16 protein-coding genes and 1 riboswitch are annotated in these 16017 nt (G+C 67.4%); of the genes, 10 read left to right on the forward strand and 6 right to left on the reverse strand.

All coding sequences use genetic code 11. From position 1 onward, the window contains the following. The first annotated feature begins 222 nt into the window (after positions 1-222). Positions 223-1026, forward strand: a complete 804-nt coding sequence (locus VPA02S_RS30210) for an ABC transporter permease (protein ID WP_062367176.1) — start codon at positions 223-225, stop codon at positions 1024-1026. 7 nt (positions 1027-1033) lie between these two features. Here the strand turns inward: VPA02S_RS30210 and VPA02S_RS30215 are convergent, their stop codons facing one another. The 3 genes from VPA02S_RS30215 to VPA02S_RS30225 all read right to left on the reverse strand — a co-directional run bounded on the left by VPA02S_RS30215 (position 1034) and on the right by VPA02S_RS30225 (position 4023). Continuing rightward, a complete protein-coding gene (locus VPA02S_RS30215; protein WP_018906178.1) occupies positions 1034-2662 on the reverse strand; it encodes a peptide chain release factor 3 in 1629 nt (542 codons plus the stop codon). 77 nt (positions 2663-2739) lie between these two features. Next, entirely contained in the window at positions 2740-3228 is a 489-nt protein-coding gene (gene phaP / locus VPA02S_RS30220) for a TIGR01841 family phasin (protein WP_062367178.1), read from the reverse strand. A gap of 147 nt (positions 3229-3375) precedes the next feature. After that, positions 3376-4023: a hypothetical protein gene (locus tag VPA02S_RS30225; RefSeq protein ID WP_015867445.1), complete on the reverse strand. Its 648-nt coding sequence runs from the start codon at positions 4021-4023 to the stop codon at positions 3376-3378. Between the two features lie 117 nt (positions 4024-4140). Then, positions 4141-4209, forward strand: a riboswitch (S-adenosyl-L-homocysteine riboswitch). A gap of 66 nt (positions 4210-4275) precedes the next feature. On the opposite strand from VPA02S_RS30225, the gene ahcY reads away from it, so the two are divergent. The 4 genes from ahcY to VPA02S_RS30245 all read left to right on the forward strand — a co-directional run bounded on the left by ahcY (position 4276) and on the right by VPA02S_RS30245 (position 8032). After that, positions 4276-5715, forward strand: coding sequence for an adenosylhomocysteinase (gene ahcY, locus VPA02S_RS30230; RefSeq protein WP_062367181.1), 1440 nt, complete (start codon positions 4276-4278; stop codon positions 5713-5715). Continuing rightward, the gene (locus tag VPA02S_RS30235; protein ID WP_015867443.1) at positions 5715-6506 is read left to right on the forward strand and encodes a TlyA family RNA methyltransferase; all 792 of its coding nucleotides are present in this window, start codon (positions 5715-5717) and stop codon (positions 6504-6506) included. The genes ahcY and VPA02S_RS30235 overlap by 1 nt, the downstream gene beginning before the upstream one ends. A gap of 9 nt (positions 6507-6515) precedes the next feature. Continuing rightward, positions 6516-7340 (forward strand): methylenetetrahydrofolate reductase [NAD(P)H], encoded by an 825-nt coding sequence (metF, locus tag VPA02S_RS30240; protein WP_018906181.1) that lies wholly within the window; start codon positions 6516-6518, stop codon positions 7338-7340. Between the two features lie 89 nt (positions 7341-7429). Then, positions 7430-8032 (forward strand): septal ring lytic transglycosylase RlpA family protein, encoded by a 603-nt coding sequence (locus VPA02S_RS30245; protein ID WP_062367267.1) that lies wholly within the window; start codon positions 7430-7432, stop codon positions 8030-8032. Positions 8033-8053: 21 nt separating this feature from the next. On the opposite strand, the gene VPA02S_RS30250 is transcribed toward VPA02S_RS30245, so the two are convergent. After that, the gene (locus VPA02S_RS30250) at positions 8054-9004 is read right to left on the reverse strand and encodes a 23S rRNA (adenine(2030)-N(6))-methyltransferase RlmJ (RefSeq protein ID WP_062367183.1); all 951 of its coding nucleotides are present in this window, start codon (positions 9002-9004) and stop codon (positions 8054-8056) included. Positions 9005-9196: 192 nt separating this feature from the next. Between VPA02S_RS30250 and rplM the strand changes: the two genes are divergently transcribed. The 4 genes from rplM to mdtD all read left to right on the forward strand — a co-directional run bounded on the left by rplM (position 9197) and on the right by mdtD (position 12110). Then, complete coding sequence (gene rplM, locus VPA02S_RS30255; RefSeq protein ID WP_015867439.1) at positions 9197-9628, forward strand: 50S ribosomal protein L13; 432 nt, start codon at positions 9197-9199, stop codon at positions 9626-9628. Between the two features lie 12 nt (positions 9629-9640). Beyond that, positions 9641-10033: a 30S ribosomal protein S9 gene (gene rpsI / locus VPA02S_RS30260; protein ID WP_015867438.1), complete on the forward strand. Its 393-nt coding sequence runs from the start codon at positions 9641-9643 to the stop codon at positions 10031-10033. Between the two features lie 179 nt (positions 10034-10212). Next, complete coding sequence (erpA, locus tag VPA02S_RS30265) at positions 10213-10578, forward strand: iron-sulfur cluster insertion protein ErpA (RefSeq protein ID WP_007827949.1); 366 nt, start codon at positions 10213-10215, stop codon at positions 10576-10578. Positions 10579-10679: 101 nt separating this feature from the next. After that, on the forward strand, positions 10680-12110 hold the full coding sequence (gene mdtD, locus VPA02S_RS30270; RefSeq protein WP_062367184.1) for a multidrug transporter subunit MdtD: 1431 nt from the start codon (positions 10680-10682) through the stop codon (positions 12108-12110). Positions 12111-12126: 16 nt separating this feature from the next. On the opposite strand, the gene VPA02S_RS30275 is transcribed toward mdtD, so the two are convergent. Both VPA02S_RS30275 and VPA02S_RS30280 read right to left on the reverse strand, forming a co-directional pair. Then, positions 12127-13254, reverse strand: a complete 1128-nt coding sequence (locus VPA02S_RS30275) for an anhydro-N-acetylmuramic acid kinase (RefSeq protein WP_062367186.1) — start codon at positions 13252-13254, stop codon at positions 12127-12129. A gap of 31 nt (positions 13255-13285) precedes the next feature. Further along, positions 13286-14626 (reverse strand): M23 family metallopeptidase, encoded by a 1341-nt coding sequence (locus tag VPA02S_RS30280; RefSeq protein WP_015867435.1) that lies wholly within the window; start codon positions 14624-14626, stop codon positions 13286-13288. A 157-nt stretch (positions 14627-14783) separates the two neighbouring features. Between VPA02S_RS30280 and tyrS the strand changes: the two genes are divergently transcribed. Then, positions 14784-16016 (forward strand): tyrosine--tRNA ligase, encoded by a 1233-nt coding sequence (gene tyrS, locus VPA02S_RS30285; protein WP_062367188.1) that lies wholly within the window; start codon positions 14784-14786, stop codon positions 16014-16016. The last annotated feature ends 1 nt before the right edge of the window (position 16017 follow it).

A 16017-nucleotide genomic window follows, 5' to 3' on the forward strand; every position in this document is an offset into this window, starting at 1 on the left:
GCAAGGCACCCCATCGACGGGAGCGTTATGCGGAGCAGTCGTTGATCAGCGATGCACACCGAGCGTGCCCCAGTGCACAGGGCATCGGGTGCTCCCCGCAGCGAAATCAAGGAGGAGCCCGAAGGGCGGGGGACATTCGCGGAGGGGAGTACCCGGTGGCCTGTGCACGCGCCCTGAACAAGAACAGCAGCGCAAAAAACACAACCAGCGGAAGCCACTGAAATGGGTTCGCTCCCTCTTTTTTTCCGCCTCATGGCCGCCTCGATCAGCGGCCAGGCGAGATACCCCGTCTCGGCCCTGCTGCTGACCCTGGGCCAGTTCCTCGGCACAGGCATCGAGGTGGTTGCCGTCTGGGCGCTGTTCCATCGCTTCGGCGAAGTGCAGGGCTGGGCCATCGGCGAAGTGGCGCTGTTCTACGGTCTGGTCAACTGCATGTTCGCGATTGCCGACGCGCTGGGGCGCGGCTTCGACGTGCTCGGCACCGAGTTCCTGCGCACCGGCACTTTCGACCGGTTGTTGCTGCGCCCCCGCCCGCTGGCGTTGCAGCTCATGGGCCACGACGTGCGCATCAGCCGCCTGGGCCGTCTGCTGCAGGGCCTGCTCGTGCTGGTCTTCGCAACCGTGCAGGCCGACATCGCATGGACGCCCGGCGCCGTGGCCGTCGCGCTGTTCGCCATGGCCGGCGGCATCGCGCTGTTCCTCGGCATCCTGGTGCTGCAGGGCACGCTGTCGTTCTGGACCGTCGAGAGCCTGGAGATCGCCAACGTGCTCACCTACGGTGGCGTGCAGGCGGCGCAGTACCCGCTGGCGCTCTATGCGCAGTGGTTCCGGCGCGTGCTGACCTTCATCGTGCCGCTGGCCTGCGTGGCGTACTACCCGGCGCTCGTGATCCTCGGCAAGCCGGATCCGCTGGGCGCGCCCGCCTGGGTGGGCATGGTGTCGCCGCTCGCGGGCTTTGCGTTCCTCGCGGCGGCTTTCGGCGCATGGCGCATCGGGCTGCGCCACTACGCCTCGACGGGCAGCTGAGCCCGCGTCAGCCCGCGTTCTGCAGCGCCAGCCCCGCGTGCTCCCGCAGCGGATGGAAATGGATCTTCGGAAAGCGCTCCTGCGCCAGCCGCACGTCGTAGGGCGAAGTGCACAGGAAGGCCAGCGTATCGGCCGCGTCCTTGGCCATGCGCTGCGGGTACGCGTTGACGAACTCGCGCAGCTCGGCCGGCGAATCGGCGGTGATCCAGCGTGCGCCGGTGTACTGGCAGCCTTCGAGCCGCACGTCGGCGTCGTACTCGGCCTTCAGGCGGTGCTGCACCACCTCGAACTGCAGCTGCCCGACGGCGCCCAGCAGCATCGGCCCGCCGATCTCGGGGCGGAACACTTGAATGGCGCCTTCCTCTCCGAGCTGGGCCAGGCCCTGCTGCAGCTGCTTGGTGCGCAGCGGGTTCTTCAGGATCACCGTCATGAACAGCTCGGGCGCAAAGAAGGGCAGGCCGGTGAACTGCAGGCTCGCGCCGTCGGTGATGGTGTCGCCCAGCTGCACGCCGCCGTGCGTGGTGAAGCCCACGATGTCGCCGGCGTAGGCCTCCTCGACCGCCTCGCGGCGCTGGCTCATGAAGGTCACGACGCTGGTCGGCCGCAGTTCCTTCGACGTGCGCTGCACCTTGAGCTTCATGCCCGGCGTGTACTTGCCCGACGCCATGCGCACGAAGGCGATGCGGTCGCGGTGATTGGCGTCCATGTTGGCCTGCACCTTGAACACCACGCCCGCGAAGTCCCGGTCCTCGGGCTGGATCTCCTTCACCACCGGCTGGCGGTTGACCATCGTGGTGCTGGTGCGCGACTGCGGGGAGGGCGCGAGGTCGACCAGCGCATCGAGCACCTCCATCACGCCGAAGTTGTTCACGCCCGAGCCGAAGAACACCGGCGTCTGCTTGCCGGCCAGGAAGGCCTCGCGGTCCCAGGTGGGCGAGGCGCCGGTGGCCAGTTCCATGCTGTCCATGGCGGATTCGAAATCGGCGCCGAAGCGCTTGGTGAGCGTGTCGCGCTCCGTGAGAGCGATGGTCTCGAAGTCGTGCGGCAGCCGCTCGCTGCCCGACTCGAACACCGTCATCGTCTGCGTGCGCAGGTTCATGATCCCGCGGAAGCTCTTGCCCTGGCCGACCGGCCAGGTCATTGGCACGCAGGGCATGCCGAGCTCGCGCTCCACTTCGTCGAGGATGTCGAGCGGCTCGCGCACTTCGCGGTCCATCTTGTTGACGAAGGTGATGATGGGCGTGTCGCGTTGGCGGCAGACCTCGATCAGCCGGCGCGTCTGCGCTTCCACGCCGTTGGCCGCGTCGATCACCATCAGGGCCGAGTCGACCGCCGTGAGCACGCGGTAGGTGTCTTCCGAGAAGTCCTTGTGGCCGGGCGTGTCGAGCAGGTTGATCACGTGGTCGCGGTACAGCATCTGCATGACCGACGAAGCCACCGAAATGCCGCGCTGCTTCTCGATTTCCATCCAGTCGGAGGTGGCGTGACGCGAGGCCTTGCGCGCCTTCACCGAACCGGCGATCTGGATCGCGCCCGAGAACAGCAGCAGCTTCTCGGTCAGCGTGGTCTTGCCGGCGTCGGGGTGGGAAATGATCGCGAAGGTGCGACGGCGGCGGGTTTCGGAGAGAAAAGACAAGATGGGGCAATCTGCGGGGGGATGGCCCGATTTTAGAAGGCAGCCCCGAGCCGCCTGCCCGACCCGCCGAAAACGCCTTACTTGCGCTGCAGCAGCTTCGTCACTTCATCCACATTGGCCTGGATCCGCTGGCGCACCAGCTCGAACGCATCGGCCTGCGACTTGGCGGCCAGGTTGGCCAGCTCCTTGATGTCGTCGATGGCGCGCTGGAACGACTGGCGGCCGAGTTCGTCGAGCTTGGCGAGGTTGGCCTTGGCGTCCTTGCCGGGCATTTCCTTGGCGGCCGTCTGCCATTCGGCGATGGCGCTCTTGATCATCTCGGTCTGCCGCTGCACCACGGTCTGCAGGCCCTGGTAGGACTTCTGGTTCGCCTGCATCAGCGCCTGGAGGTCCTTTTGCCCGCTCTCGAGCAGCTTGCTCGCGCCGCCGGTCAGGTTGAGATCCTGCAGGCGGTCGGTCATGGCCTTGAGATTCTTCAGGGGGTCGAGCATGTCGGCGGCGTCGGGAGCCGCTCGGGTGCTGCTGCTGGCGGTGGTCTTCGCGGCGGCTTTCTTGGCAGTGGCCATGGTGCGGTATCTCCTGTGTCGGGTGAGGAACGAACGGGTGAGTGGCAAGGACCGGCCGGACGGCCGACAGTCCCTCGCCACGATACGCCGCGGCAGCCCGCCCGCGGCGCCGCGGCGGCAGGATTTGCCTGCGGGATTTCCCTTGGGCTACATCGGCGGCGCGAAGCCGTTGCGCCCGGCAGTGACGCGCAGCGCCGTGGGCACGCCGTTCCTTTCCTGCGCATTGACCAGCACCTTGGCGCCGGGCACCAGCAGCGCCTCGGTACCGGGGCGGAAGGTCACGACCGGCACGTCGGGCGGCACGATGACGGTTTTTTCGCCGCCCTTGTAGGTCAGCCGCAGCTGCTGCCCGCCGCGCACGGTTTTCGGCGCCGCGGCCAGGTCGGCCACGGTGGCGTTGGTCATGGTGCTCTGCGGCAGCAGGTCCCAGGGGCGGTGGCCTTCGCCTGTGCCGCGCGCGGCCTCGGGGAACACCACCACCTCGAGCGCCTTCTGCGTGCCGTCGGCCTGCGGCATGGCGGCGGTGCCGATGAAGCTGCCCTGCCTGATGTCGGACAGCTTGATCGGGTAGACCTCCGACACGGCCATGTCGGCCGGCCGCGCCAGGCTGACGACCTCGCCGCCGCGGTCCTGGACCACGAGGGCCTTGGCGTCGACGCGCACGATGGTGCCGCGGATGCGCACCGGATCGGAGGCGGCCTGCGCAGAGGCCGGGACCGGCGCGCCGGCGGCAAGAAGAAGGAAGGCGGCCGAGGCCAGCAGGGCAGGGGCAGTGGAGAGTCTGGACAAGCGCATGGGTGGAACTTCCGGGGTTGGGGTCAAGTCAATGTACGCCCCGGATGCGAATTGCGCTTTCCGGCATGTGGGATGCCCCGGCGGTTGGCTCGCCTTGGCGCCCCGTCTACAATCCGCGGTTCCGAGGAGCGTTGCAGCGCCGCCAGGCGTGAGGCTCGGACCACATCGCAACCACGCTCACCCGCTGTTCTCGCGGTGAGTCTTTTCCCCGAACGCAGTGGCACCTTTCAAACTAGCTTTGTTGGAGTTCTCATGAGCGCTGTTCTCAAGCCCACCCCCGTTTCCACCGCCGACCAGGCGATTGCCGACCTTTCCCTGGCCGCCTGGGGCCGCAAGGAAATCAAGATCGCGGAAACCGAAATGCCCGGCCTGATGGCCATCCGCGAGGAATTCTCGAAGGCGCAGCCGCTCAAGGGCGCGCGCATCACGGGCTCGCTGCACATGACGATCCAGACGGCCGTGCTGATCGAGACGCTGCAGGCGCTCGGCGCCACCGTGCGCTGGGCCTCGTGCAACATCTTCTCGACGCAGGACCATGCCGCCGCCGCGATTGCCGCCGCCGGCACGCCGGTGTTCGCGATCAAGGGCGAGTCGCTGAAGGACTACTGGGACTACACCCACGCCATCTTCGACTTCGGCCCCAAGGGTTCGCAGGGCGAAGGCCCCAACATGATCCTGGACGACGGCGGCGACGCCACGCTGCTGATGCACCTGGGCCAGCGCGCCGAGAAGGACCTGGGCGTGCTCGCCAAGCCCACCAGCGAGGAAGAACGCATCCTCTACGCCGCCATCAAGGCCAAGCTGGCGGTCGATCCGACCTGGTACACCCGCAAGTCGGCCGAGATCATCGGCGTGACCGAGGAAACGACCACCGGCGTGCACCGCCTGAACGAGATGAGCGCCAAGGGCACGCTGCTGTTCCGCGCCATCAACGTGAACGACTCGGTCACCAAGAGCAAGTTCGACAACCTCTACGGCTGCCGCGAATCGCTGGTGGACGGCATCAAGCGCGCGACCGACGTGATGATCGCCGGCAAGGTGGCCTGCGTGGCCGGCTACGGCGACGTGGGCAAGGGCTCGGCCCAGGCGCTGCGCGCGCTGAGCGCCCAGGTGTGGGTCACCGAAATCGACCCCATCAACGCGCTGCAGGCCGCAATGGAAGGCTACAAGGTCGTCACCATGGAGTACGCCGCCGACAAGGCCGACATCTTCGTGACCACCACCGGCAACAAGGACGTCATCACGCACGACACCATGGTCAAGATGAAGGACCAGGCGATCGTCTGCAACATCGGCCACTTCGACAACGAGATCGATGTTGCATCGATCGAGAAGTACGAGTGGGAAGAGATCAAGCCGCAGGTCGACCACATCACCTTCCCCGACGGCAAGAAGATCATCCTCCTGGCCAAGGGCCGCCTCGTGAACCTGGGCTGCGGCACGGGCCATCCGAGCTTCGTGATGTCGTCGTCGTTCGCCAACCAGACCATCGCCCAGATCGAGCTCTTCACCAAGCCCGACGCCTACCAGGCCGGCAAGGTCTACGTGCTGCCCAAGCACCTCGACGAAAAGGTCGCGCGCCTGCACCTGAAGAAGGTCGGCGCGATGCTGACCGAGCTGACGGACGAGCAGGCCGCCTACATCGGCGTGAGCAAGAACGGCCCCTACAAGCCGGACACGTACCGGTACTGATGCGCGCCGACCAATTGCTGGTGGAGCGTGGCCTGGCCGCGTCGCGTTCGCAGGCCGTGCGGCTGATTGCCGGCGGCATGCGCTGGCGCGATGCGGGCAGCGCGGACGCGTGGCGCTCGGTGGTGAAGAACCGCGACGAGGTGCCCGAGTCCGCCGAGGTCGAGCTCGACGACGCCGCCGAGGCGCGCTATGTGTCGCGCGGCGGGCTCAAGCTCGAAGGCGCGCTGGCGGCGAGCGGCGTCAGCGCCGCCGGCAAGCTGTGCCTCGACGTGGGCCAGTCGACCGGCGGCTTCACCGACTGCCTGCTGCAAGCCGGCGCGGCCAAGGTGGTGGGCGTCGACGTCGGCCACGGGCAGCTGCATCCGAAGCTGCGCGAGGACGAGCGCGTGGTGGCCATCGAAGGCGTCAATGCGCGTGCGTTGTCGCCGGACGACCTGCAGGAAGAAGAAGGCGAAGCGCCTTCCGACCTGCGCTTCGACCTGATCGTCGGCGACCTGTCGTTCATCTCGCTCACGCTGGTGCTGCCGGCCGTGGTGCCGTTCCTGGCCGGCGACGGCCAGCTGCTGATGCTCGTCAAGCCGCAGTTCGAGCTGCAGCCGGGACAGGTCGGCAAGGGCGGCATCGTGCGCGACGCGTCGATGTACGCGGTGGTCGAGAAGCGCCTGCGCGACGCCTGCGAGGCGCTCGGGCTGCGCGTGCTGCGGTGGTTCGACAGCCCGATTGCGGGCGGCGACGGCAACCGCGAGTTTTTCATTCACGCCGTTCGCGCGGACACTGCGAACGGTTCCTAGGAGACGCAGGTGCGCCTTCCATTGAGTTTCGAGTTCTTTCCGACCAAGACGCCCGAAGGCGCGGTCAAGCTGCGCGCGGTGCGCCAGCAGCTGTATGCGCGCAAGCCCGAGTTCTGCTCGGTGACCTACGGCGCGGGCGGCTCCACGCACCAGGGCACTTTCGGCGCGGTGCAGGAGATCCTGTCCGAGGGTGTCGATGCCGCCAGCCACTTCTCGTGCATCGGCGCCACGCGCGCCACGGTGCGCGAGCAGTTGGCCGAGCTCAAGGCGATGGGCGTGAAGCGCCTGGTCGCCCTGCGCGGCGACCTGCCGAGCGGCTACGGCATCGGCGGCGAGTTCCAGTACGCGAGCGACCTCGTGGCCTTCATCCGCGAGGAGACCGGGCGCGACTTCCACATCGAGGTGGCCTGCTACCCCGAGGTGCATCCGCAGGCACGCTCGCCCGAGGCCGACCTGCAGGCCTTCGCCGCCAAGGTGAAGGCCGGCGCCGACTCGGCGATCACGCAGTATTTCTTCAGTCCCGAGGCGTACTTCCGCTTTGTCGACGACAGCCGCAAGCTCGGGCTCGACCTGCCAATCGTGCCGGGCATCATGCCGATCACCAGCTCGACGCAGCTCATGCGCTTCTCCGATGCCTGCGGCGCCGAGATCCCGCGCTGGATCCGCCTGCGGCTGCAGGGCTTCGGCGACGACACGGCCTCCATCAAGGCCTTCGGCCTCGACGTGGTGACCGACCTGTGCGCGCGCCTGCAGGGCGGCGGCGCACCGGCGCTGCACTTCTACACGATGAACCAGTCGGCGGCCACGCTGGCTGTACTGGAGCGCCTCGGTTGAAGGGGTGGCGTCCTGGAGCAGGCCATCGGCTGCTCACTTCGCTTCGCATTGCGCTCGTCGCGGCCACCTGCGTGCTGGCCGGCTGCGCCATGCCGCCGGCCACCGAGGGTGGGCCGGCCGACAAGGAGGACGCCAAGCTGCTGCCCCTGCCGCGCAAGCTGGCGGTGCCGCCGGGCGCCCCGGCCCGCTCGAGCGTGCCTTCGGTGCGCTACGACCTCGCGGTATCGGGAATTGGCGAGGCCGACGACGGCGTGCCCGGGGACAGCGGCCCGCGCGAGATCTTCGAGCGCGGCGGGGCCTCGTGGTACGGCATCCAGTTCCACCAGCGCAAGACCGCGAGCGGCGAGCGCTTCGACATGATGGCCATGACGGCGGCCCACAAGACCTTGCCGTTCAATACCCGCGTTTGCGTGCGCAGCCTCGTCAACGGCAGCGAGGTGCTGGTGCGCATCACCGACCGGGGGCCCTATGCGCAGGGCCGCATCATCGACCTGAGCCGCGGCGCGGCCGAGCGCATCGGGCTGATCGGGCTCGGCATCAAGCAGGTGGCGCTGACGATCATCGACCGCGAGGGCATGCGCTGCGGCGGCTCCGAGGTGGAGGAAGACGTGGCGCAGGCCCAGGCGCCGGCGGCTGCTGCGCCCGCACCCGCGCGCCGCCAGGTGAAAGTGCCACAGCGCCGCCGCCGCTGAAGCAGCGAAAGACCGCCGGGACTAGCCGCCCGCGTCGAGCGAGAAGGTGGCGTTCCGGTCCTGCGCCAGCCGCTCCGCCAGCTGGGGCAGCGCGGCCGCAAGCAGCGGCTTCAGCGTGTAGGGCGGATTGATCAGGAACATGCCGCTGGCCGGCAGGCCCGGACGCTGGGTTTCACCCGTGGGCGTGGTGGTCAGCTTGCTCGACTTGACCGTGAGCGTGGCGTGCAGCCAGGGCTTGCCTGCCTTGGTGGCCAGGGTCTTGAGCCGGCGCGGCAGGTCGTGCGCCTCGGGGCGCGGGATGATCGGATACCAGATGGCGTAGGTGCCGGTGGCAAAGCGCTTGAGCGCCTCGGCCGCGAAGTCGAGCACGCGGCCGTAGTCGCTCTTGATCTCGTAGCTCGGGTCCATCAGCACCAGCGCGCGGCGCGAGGGCGGCGGCAGGAACTTGGTGGCGCTGCCGAAGCCGTCCTCGCGCAGCACCGCGATCTGCCGGCCCGCCTCGAGCTGGGCGATGTTGGCGTCCAGCGTGCGGGCATCGGTGGGGTGCAGCTCGAACAGCTTGAGCTTGTCGTGGTCGCGCAGCAGGTGCTGCACGATGAAAGGCGAACCCGGATAGATGCGGGCGCCGCCCTTGGGGTTGAAGTCGTGGATCACGCTCAGGTAGCGCGAAATCGCATCGGCCAGGGGCGCCTCGGCTTCGGGGGCGGCCTTCTTGGCGGCGGATTTGGCGGCAGGGGCCGGGGCGGCAGGTGCTTTCTTGTCCGCCAGCAGGCGCAGCACGCCTTCGGCGGCCTCGCCGCTGGTGCCGGCGTAGTCGCCGTCCAGGCGGTACAGGCCGGCGCCGGCGTGGGTGTCGACCACGGTCAGAGCTGCCTCTTTTTCGAGCAGGTGGTCGAGCGTGGCAATCAGCACCGTGTGCTTGAGCACGTCGGCGTGGTTGCCGGCGTGGAAGGCGTGGCGGTAACTGAACATGGGGTCGATGGTAACGGCTTGGACGGCCGCTGGGCCCAAATTTGCCCCGATTGGCCGATTCTTCGTATAATCGCGGGCTTCGCAGCGTTTTTGTAGCCCCGCGGCGGAGATTATCCCCACCTAAGAGATTCCCGTCAGAGGAACGCCGACCGTGGAAAAGGGCTCGCCAAACCCTCTTTATAGAGAAAACTCATGACCAAAACGTTCAGCGCCAAGCCCGCTGACGTGACGCACGAGTGGTTTGTGATTGACGCGACCGACAAGGTCCTCGGACGAGTAGCCAGCGAAGTTGCTCTCCGTTTGCGCGGCAAACACAAGGCCATTTACACGCCTCACGTCGATACCGGTGACTTCATCGTCATCATCAACGCAGCCCAGCTGCGCGTCACCGGCGCCAAGCCGATCGACAAGGTCTACTACCGTCACTCGGGCTACCCGGGCGGTATCACGGCCACGAACTTCCGCGACATGCAAGCCAAGCACCCGGGCCGCGCCCTGGAAAAGGCCGTCAAGGGCATGCTGCCCAAGGGCCCGCTCGGCTACGCGATGATCAAGAAACTCAAGGTGTACGGTGGTGCAGAGCACCCGCATACCGCCCAACAGCCCAAAGTGCTGGAACTGTAAGGAGCCTTGAGAATGATTGGTGAATGGAACAATGGCACCGGCCGTCGCAAATCGAGCGTCGCCCGTGTGTTTCTGAAAAAGGGCACCGGCAAGATCACGGTCAACGGCAAGGACATCCAAGAGTTCTTCGGCCGCGAAACCTCGATCATGATTGCCAAGCAGCCCCTGGTGCTGACCAACAACCTCGAAGCATTCGATGTCATGGTCAACGTCAATGGCGGTGGCGAATCGGGCCAGGCTGGCGCAACGCGCCACGGCATCACCCGTGCGCTGATCGACTACGACGCAAGCCTCAAGCCGGTGCTGAGCCAGGCCGGCTACGTCACGCGCGATGCACGTGAAGTCGAGCGCAAGAAGGTCGGTCTGCACTCTGCACGCCGCCGCAAGCAGTTCAGCAAGCGCTGATCCTGTTCATTGCGAACAAAAGCCGCCTCCGGGCGGCTTTTTCATTGCCGCGGCCTTGGCGGATGTGCGTTCGACCCCACTTGCGTTGGGTGCTCGCTGCCATCCGCCAGCCAGGAATGCGGCATTGCAGTAGCATTGGTTCATTGGCCGCATGTACGGCCCCCAAGGAGTTATCCCCCATGAGCGCTGTTGCCGAAAACATCCAGACCCAGATGCCCGAACCGATCGTCTTCACCGACAGCGCGGCTGCCAAGGTGGCCGACCTGATCGCCGAAGAGGGCAATCCCGACCTCAAGCTGCGCGTGTTCGTGCAGGGCGGCGGGTGCTCGGGCTTCCAGTATGGTTTCACCTTCGATGAAATCACCAACGAAGACGACACCACCATGACCAAGAACGGCGTGTCGCTGCTGATCGATGCCATGAGCTACCAGTACCTGGTCGGCGCCGAGATCGACTACAAGGAAGACCTGCAGGGCGCCCAGTTCGTGATCAAGAACCCGAACGCCACCAGCACCTGCGGCTGCGGATCGAGCTTCTCGGCTTGATGCCGGGCTGATGCTGCCCCCGCCAGCCTTCGTTCCTTGAAAAAAGCCGCCTTCGGGCGGCTTTTTGCTGCCTGCCGCTTTTCCTTCCCCCTCGCTGCCCCATGACATCCGCCGCCACGGCCATCGATCCTGCCCGCAAGAGCCTGCTCTGGCTCGTGGCGATCGGCTTCTTCATGCAGACGCTCGACGCCACCATCATCAACACCGCGCTGCCCGCCATGGCCGCGAGCCTTGGCGAAAGCCCGCTGCGCATGCAGTCGGTGGTGGTGGCCTACGCGCTGACCATGGCAATGCTGATTCCGGCCTCGGGCTGGATCGCCGACCGGTTCGGCACGCGGCGCGTGTTCTTCTCGGCCATCGTGCTGTTCGTCGTCGGCTCGGTCCTGTGCGCCTTGTCGGTGGGCGTGGGGCAGCTGGTGGCTGCGCGGGTGGTGCAGGGCCTGGGCGGCGCCTTGCTGCTGCCGGTAGGGCGGCTGACGCTGCTGCGCACCGTGCCGCGCGGGGAGTTCCTGCAGGCGATGAGCTTCGTTGCCATTCCGGGGCTGATCGGGCCGCTGCTCGGGCCCACGCTGGGCGGTTGGCTGGTGCAGTACGCCTCCTGGCACTGGATCTTCCTGATCAATGTGCCTGTGGGGTTGGCGGGCTGCCTGGCAACGCTGCGCTTCATGCCCGACCTGCGTGGGGCCATCCAGCGGCGCTTCGACGGCGCGGGCTACGCGATGCTGGCCTTCGGCATGGTCGCGATCTCGCTGGCGCTCGACGGTGTCTCGGGCGCGGGGCTGCGCCAGGTCAGCGTGCTGCTGTTGCTGGTGTTCGGCTTTGCGAGCGTGGTGGCCTATTGGCTGCATGCCGCGCGCCGGCCCGAGCCGCTGTTCTCGCCCTCGCTGTTCGGCGTGCCCACGCTCAGCATCGGCTTGCTCGGCAACCTGTTCTCGCGGCTCGGCAGCAGCTGCATGCCGTTCATGGTGCCCCTGCTGCTGCAGGTGTCGCTGGGCTATTCGCCGCTTCGGGCGGGGCTCATGATGCTGCCGATCGCACTGGCCGGCATGGCCATGAAGCGTTTCGCGACCCCGCTGATCACGCGCCACGGCTACCGCAAGGTGCTGGTGGCCAACACCGCGCTGGTGGGCCTGGCGATGGGCAGCTTCGGCCTGACCGGGCCGGACCAGCCGGCTGCGCTGCACATCCTGCAGTTGCTGGCCTTCGGCGCCGTCAACTCGCTTCAGTTCACGGCCATGAACACCATCACGCTGAAGGACCTGGACGGCAGCATGGCCAGCAGCGGCAACAGCCTGCTCTCGATGGTCCAGATGCTTGCAATGAGCCTTGGCGTGGCGGCTGCGAGCGCAGTGCTGGCCGGCTACAACGGTGTTTTTGGCCTCGAGACGGCAAAGCAGACGCTCGATGCCTTCCAGGCCACTTTTGCCACCATGGGGCTCGTCACGATCGCTTCTGCGCTGATCTTCTGGCATTTGCCAGCAGAAGTGCGCGCCGCCCATCCCGCCCAGCCCGAAGTTTCAGGCCAGGGGTGAGGGCAACTTCGCCCGGTCAGGCCGGATAGATCGCCCCGAGCACGCGCCCGCCTCTTGCGCCTGTCACGCTGGCCAGGTTGCCGGCTTCGCGCCGCAGGGTGCTGCGGGCCAGCCAGGCAAAGGCCGCGGCCTCGACCTGCAGCGGAGGCAGGCCGTGGGCCGTGGAGGCGGCCACTTCCACGCCGGGCAAGTGCGCGCGCAGGCGCTCGATCAGATGGCCGTTCAGCGCTCCGCCGCCGCAGACGATCAGCAGCTTGCTATCGCTTCCATAGCGGAGGACGTCGGCTGCACATACGCTGGCGGTGAATTCGGTCAGGGTGGCCTGCACGTCGGCGGGCGCCGCGCCGATGGCCGGGGCCAGGCAGGCGGAAAGCCATGCGGGATTGAACAGGTCGCGCCCTGTGCTCTTGGGAGGCGCCTTCGCAAAATACGGATCGGCCTGCAGCCGCGCGAGCAGGCCGGGCAGCACCTGCCCGCTGGCGGCCCATTGGCCGCCGCGGTCGAAGGGTTGGCCGGTATGGAGCTGGCTCCAGTGGTCCATCAGGGCATTGCCGGGTCCGCAGTCGAAGCCGAGCACCGCCGGCTCCCCCGGCGCATCGGCCGCGGGCAGCAGGCTCAGGTTGGAAATGCCGCCGATGTTCAGCACCGCCACGGGTTGGCCCGCGCGCGCGAACAGTGCGCGGTGGAAGGCCGGCACCAGCGGCGCGCCCTGTCCGCCGGCGGCCAGGTCGCGGCTGCGGAAGTCCGCCACCACGTCGATGCCGGTCAGCTCGGCCAGCAGCGAGGGGTTGTTGATCTGCAGGGTGTAGCCGACGCCGTCGAACTCGGTGGGCCGGTGGCGCACCGTCTGTCCGTGCGCGCCGAGGGCCGCCACCTGGCTGGCGGGAGTGCCGCTGTCCGCCAGCAGCTGGCTGGCGACGCCGGCATAGATCCGGGCCAGGCCGTTGCCGGCCAGCGCGGCGCGATGGAGTTCGTTGTCGCCGGGGGTGTTGAGCGCCATCAGCTCGGCGCGCAAGGCGGCGGGAAAAGGCGCCGTGGCATAGGCCCGCACGGCGATGCGGCCATCCGGAAAATCGGCCAGCACGCCGTCGACCCCGTCGAGCGAGGTGCCAGACATCAGGCCGATGAACAGTTCGCCGGCCACGTCGATGGGAAGGCGAGCCGCGCGCCGGGGCTCAGTCCGCGCTGGCCTGGATGACCGAGAAGGCGGCCGCCAGCTCGGTGCGCGCGCCGACCGCAATGCGCTCGAAGGCCGGGCGCAGGGAAGCCGTGATGGGCGCGCCGCCCTCCTGGGCGATGGAGGTCGGATCCTGGTATTCGCCGTTCACGCGGAACTCGAAGTGCAGGTGCGGGCCGGTGGCCCAGCCGGTGGAGCCCACGGCACCGATCGTCTGGCCCTGGGTGATGCTCTCGCCGGCCTTGACGTTGATGCGGCTCAGGTGGGCGTAGGCCGTCTGCTGGTTGTTGCGGTGCTTGATGATGACGATGTTGCCGTAGCCGCTTTGCGTGCCGGCGAAATCGACCGTGCCGTCGCCGACGCTGCGCACCGCGGTACCCGTGGGGGCTGCGAAGTCGATGCCGTTGTGCTGGCGCCAGCTGTTGAGGATCGGGTGCATGCGCATTGCGAAGCCGCTCGACACGCGCGAGAACTCGACCGGCGAGCTCAGGTAGGCCTTGCGCAGGCTATCGCCGTTCGGGCGGTAATAGCTGCCCTTTTGGCCCTGGGGCTGGAACCACACGGCCTGGTGCACCTTGCCGCCGCTCTCGAACTCGGCCGAGAGCACGCGGCCGCTGCGCAGCGCCTGGCCGTCGGCCTCGAAGGTTTCGTAGACCACGGCGAAGCGGTCGCCCTTGCGCAGCGCGCGCACGTCGACGTCGCCCGCGAAGATGTCGGCCAGCTGGCTGGCCACCGCGTCGGGCACGCGGGAGTCGTCGGTGGCGGCGAACAGCGAGGTGCGGATGACGCCGCTGGCCAGGCGCGTGCCCGGCGTCAGCGTGTCGCGCTCGGTGAGCGCCACGAAGCCGACCGGCGTGCGCTCGATGACGAAGCGCTTGAAGCCGCCGTCGCCATCGGGAATCCAGCGGGCGCTCAGCTTCTTGAGCTGGTTTTCCTGCGTGGCTTCGGCTGTGACGGTGCGCCCGGCGCGGGCGAACAGGGCATTGCGGGCTTCGCTGCTGCCGCGCACGAAGGCGGTGGCGGCCGGGTCGGAGATGCCCAGGCGCTTCAGCAGGGCCTCGGCCGTGTCGCTGGAGCGCGTGATGTCGGTGCGAAACAGCGTGAAGCTGAAGTTTTCCAGCGATTCGCTCTGTTCGGCGAAGGACAGCGGAGCGGTCGCTTCGAGGACCTGCTGCACCGGGAGGTCGGCGGCGTCGGGGCCCAGGGAGGCCACCGCCAGGGTTCCGGCGCTCAGCAAGGCAGCCGCGATGAGCGCGGTGATCTGCTTGGGATAGGTCCGGAATGTATAGGCCACGCGAGAAGCCAAAAGCTCCTCGGCGGCGAGAATGCCGTTGATCAAACTATGAATTCCAGCTCAGGTTCTGCAAATCCGCGCTGCAAAGCCCAGGTCGGACGGGGCGGCAGGGCGGTGCGGAAAAAGCGCCGCTTAGAATTCGGCGCTAGAAAAGTCGGGCTGAGTATAGCTTCGGCAACCTGAAAATCAGCTAAAAAAGCCTATGAATGCCGAATCTGTTACATCCACAAGCCTCTCGGATGGTGTAAGACGAGCGCTCGAAATATCGCTCAGGGGCACCGACGAACTGCTGCCGCAGGATGAATGGGTGCGCAAGCTGCAGCGCTCGGAAGCCAGCGGGACGCCGCTGCGCATCAAATTCGGCCTGGATCCGACGGCCCCCGACATCCATCTTGGGCACACCGTGGTCTTCAACAAGCTGCGCCAGCTGCAGGACCTGGGCCACACGGTGATTCCCCTGATTGGGGACTTCACGACCACCATCGGCGACCCTTCCGGGCGAAACAGCACGCGGCCGCCGCTGACGCGGGAGCAGATCGAGGCCAACGCGACCACCTATTTCGACCAGTTGCGCCTCGTGCTGAACGTCGACCATGCGGAAGTTCGCTACAACTCCGAGTGGAGCGACCCGCTGGGCGCCCGCGGCATGATCCAGCTGGCCGCCAAGTACACGGTGGCGCGGATGATGGAGCGCGACGACTTCAACAAGCGCTTCAAGGCCGGCCAGTCGATCTCGGTGCACGAATTCCTCTACCCGCTGATGCAGGGCTACGACTCGGTGGCCCTGAAGAGCGACCTCGAGCTGGGCGGCACCGACCAGAAGTTCAACCTGCTCGTCGGCCGGCATCTCCAGCAGGAATACGGTCAAGAACCGCAGTGCATACTCACTATGCCGTTGCTGGAAGGGCTCGATGGCGTCGAGAAGATGTCCAAGAGCAAGAACAACTACATCGGCATCAGCGAAGACGCCAACACCATGTTCGCCAAGGTGCTGTCGATCTCCGACGAGCTGATGTGGCGCTGGTACACGCTGCTGAGCTTCCAGTCGCTCGCGCAGATCGAGGCGCTCAAGGCCGAGATCGCGGCCGGCCGCAATCCCAAGGATGCGAAGGTGGCGCTGGCCAAGGAAATCACCGCGCGCTTCCACAGCGCGGCCGCGGCCGAGACCGCGGAACAGGATTTCATCAACCGCAGCAAGGGCGGCGTGCCCGACGACATTCCCGAACTGTCGCTGGGCGGGGCCCCGCTGGGCATTGCGCAGCTGCTCAAGCAGGCCGGGCTCGCGCCTTCGGCCTCCGAAGGCAACCGGCTGATCGACGGCGGCGGCGTGCGCGTCGACTCGGTGGTGGTCAGCGACAAGGCGCTCAAGCTGCCCGCGGGCCGTTACGTGGTGCAGGTCGGCAAGCGCAAGTTCGCGCGCGTGACCCTCGGCTGAG

This window comes from Variovorax paradoxus NBRC 15149 (genome assembly GCF_001591365.1).
In the GTDB taxonomy this organism is placed as follows: Bacteria; Pseudomonadota; Gammaproteobacteria; order Burkholderiales; family Burkholderiaceae_C; genus Variovorax; species Variovorax paradoxus.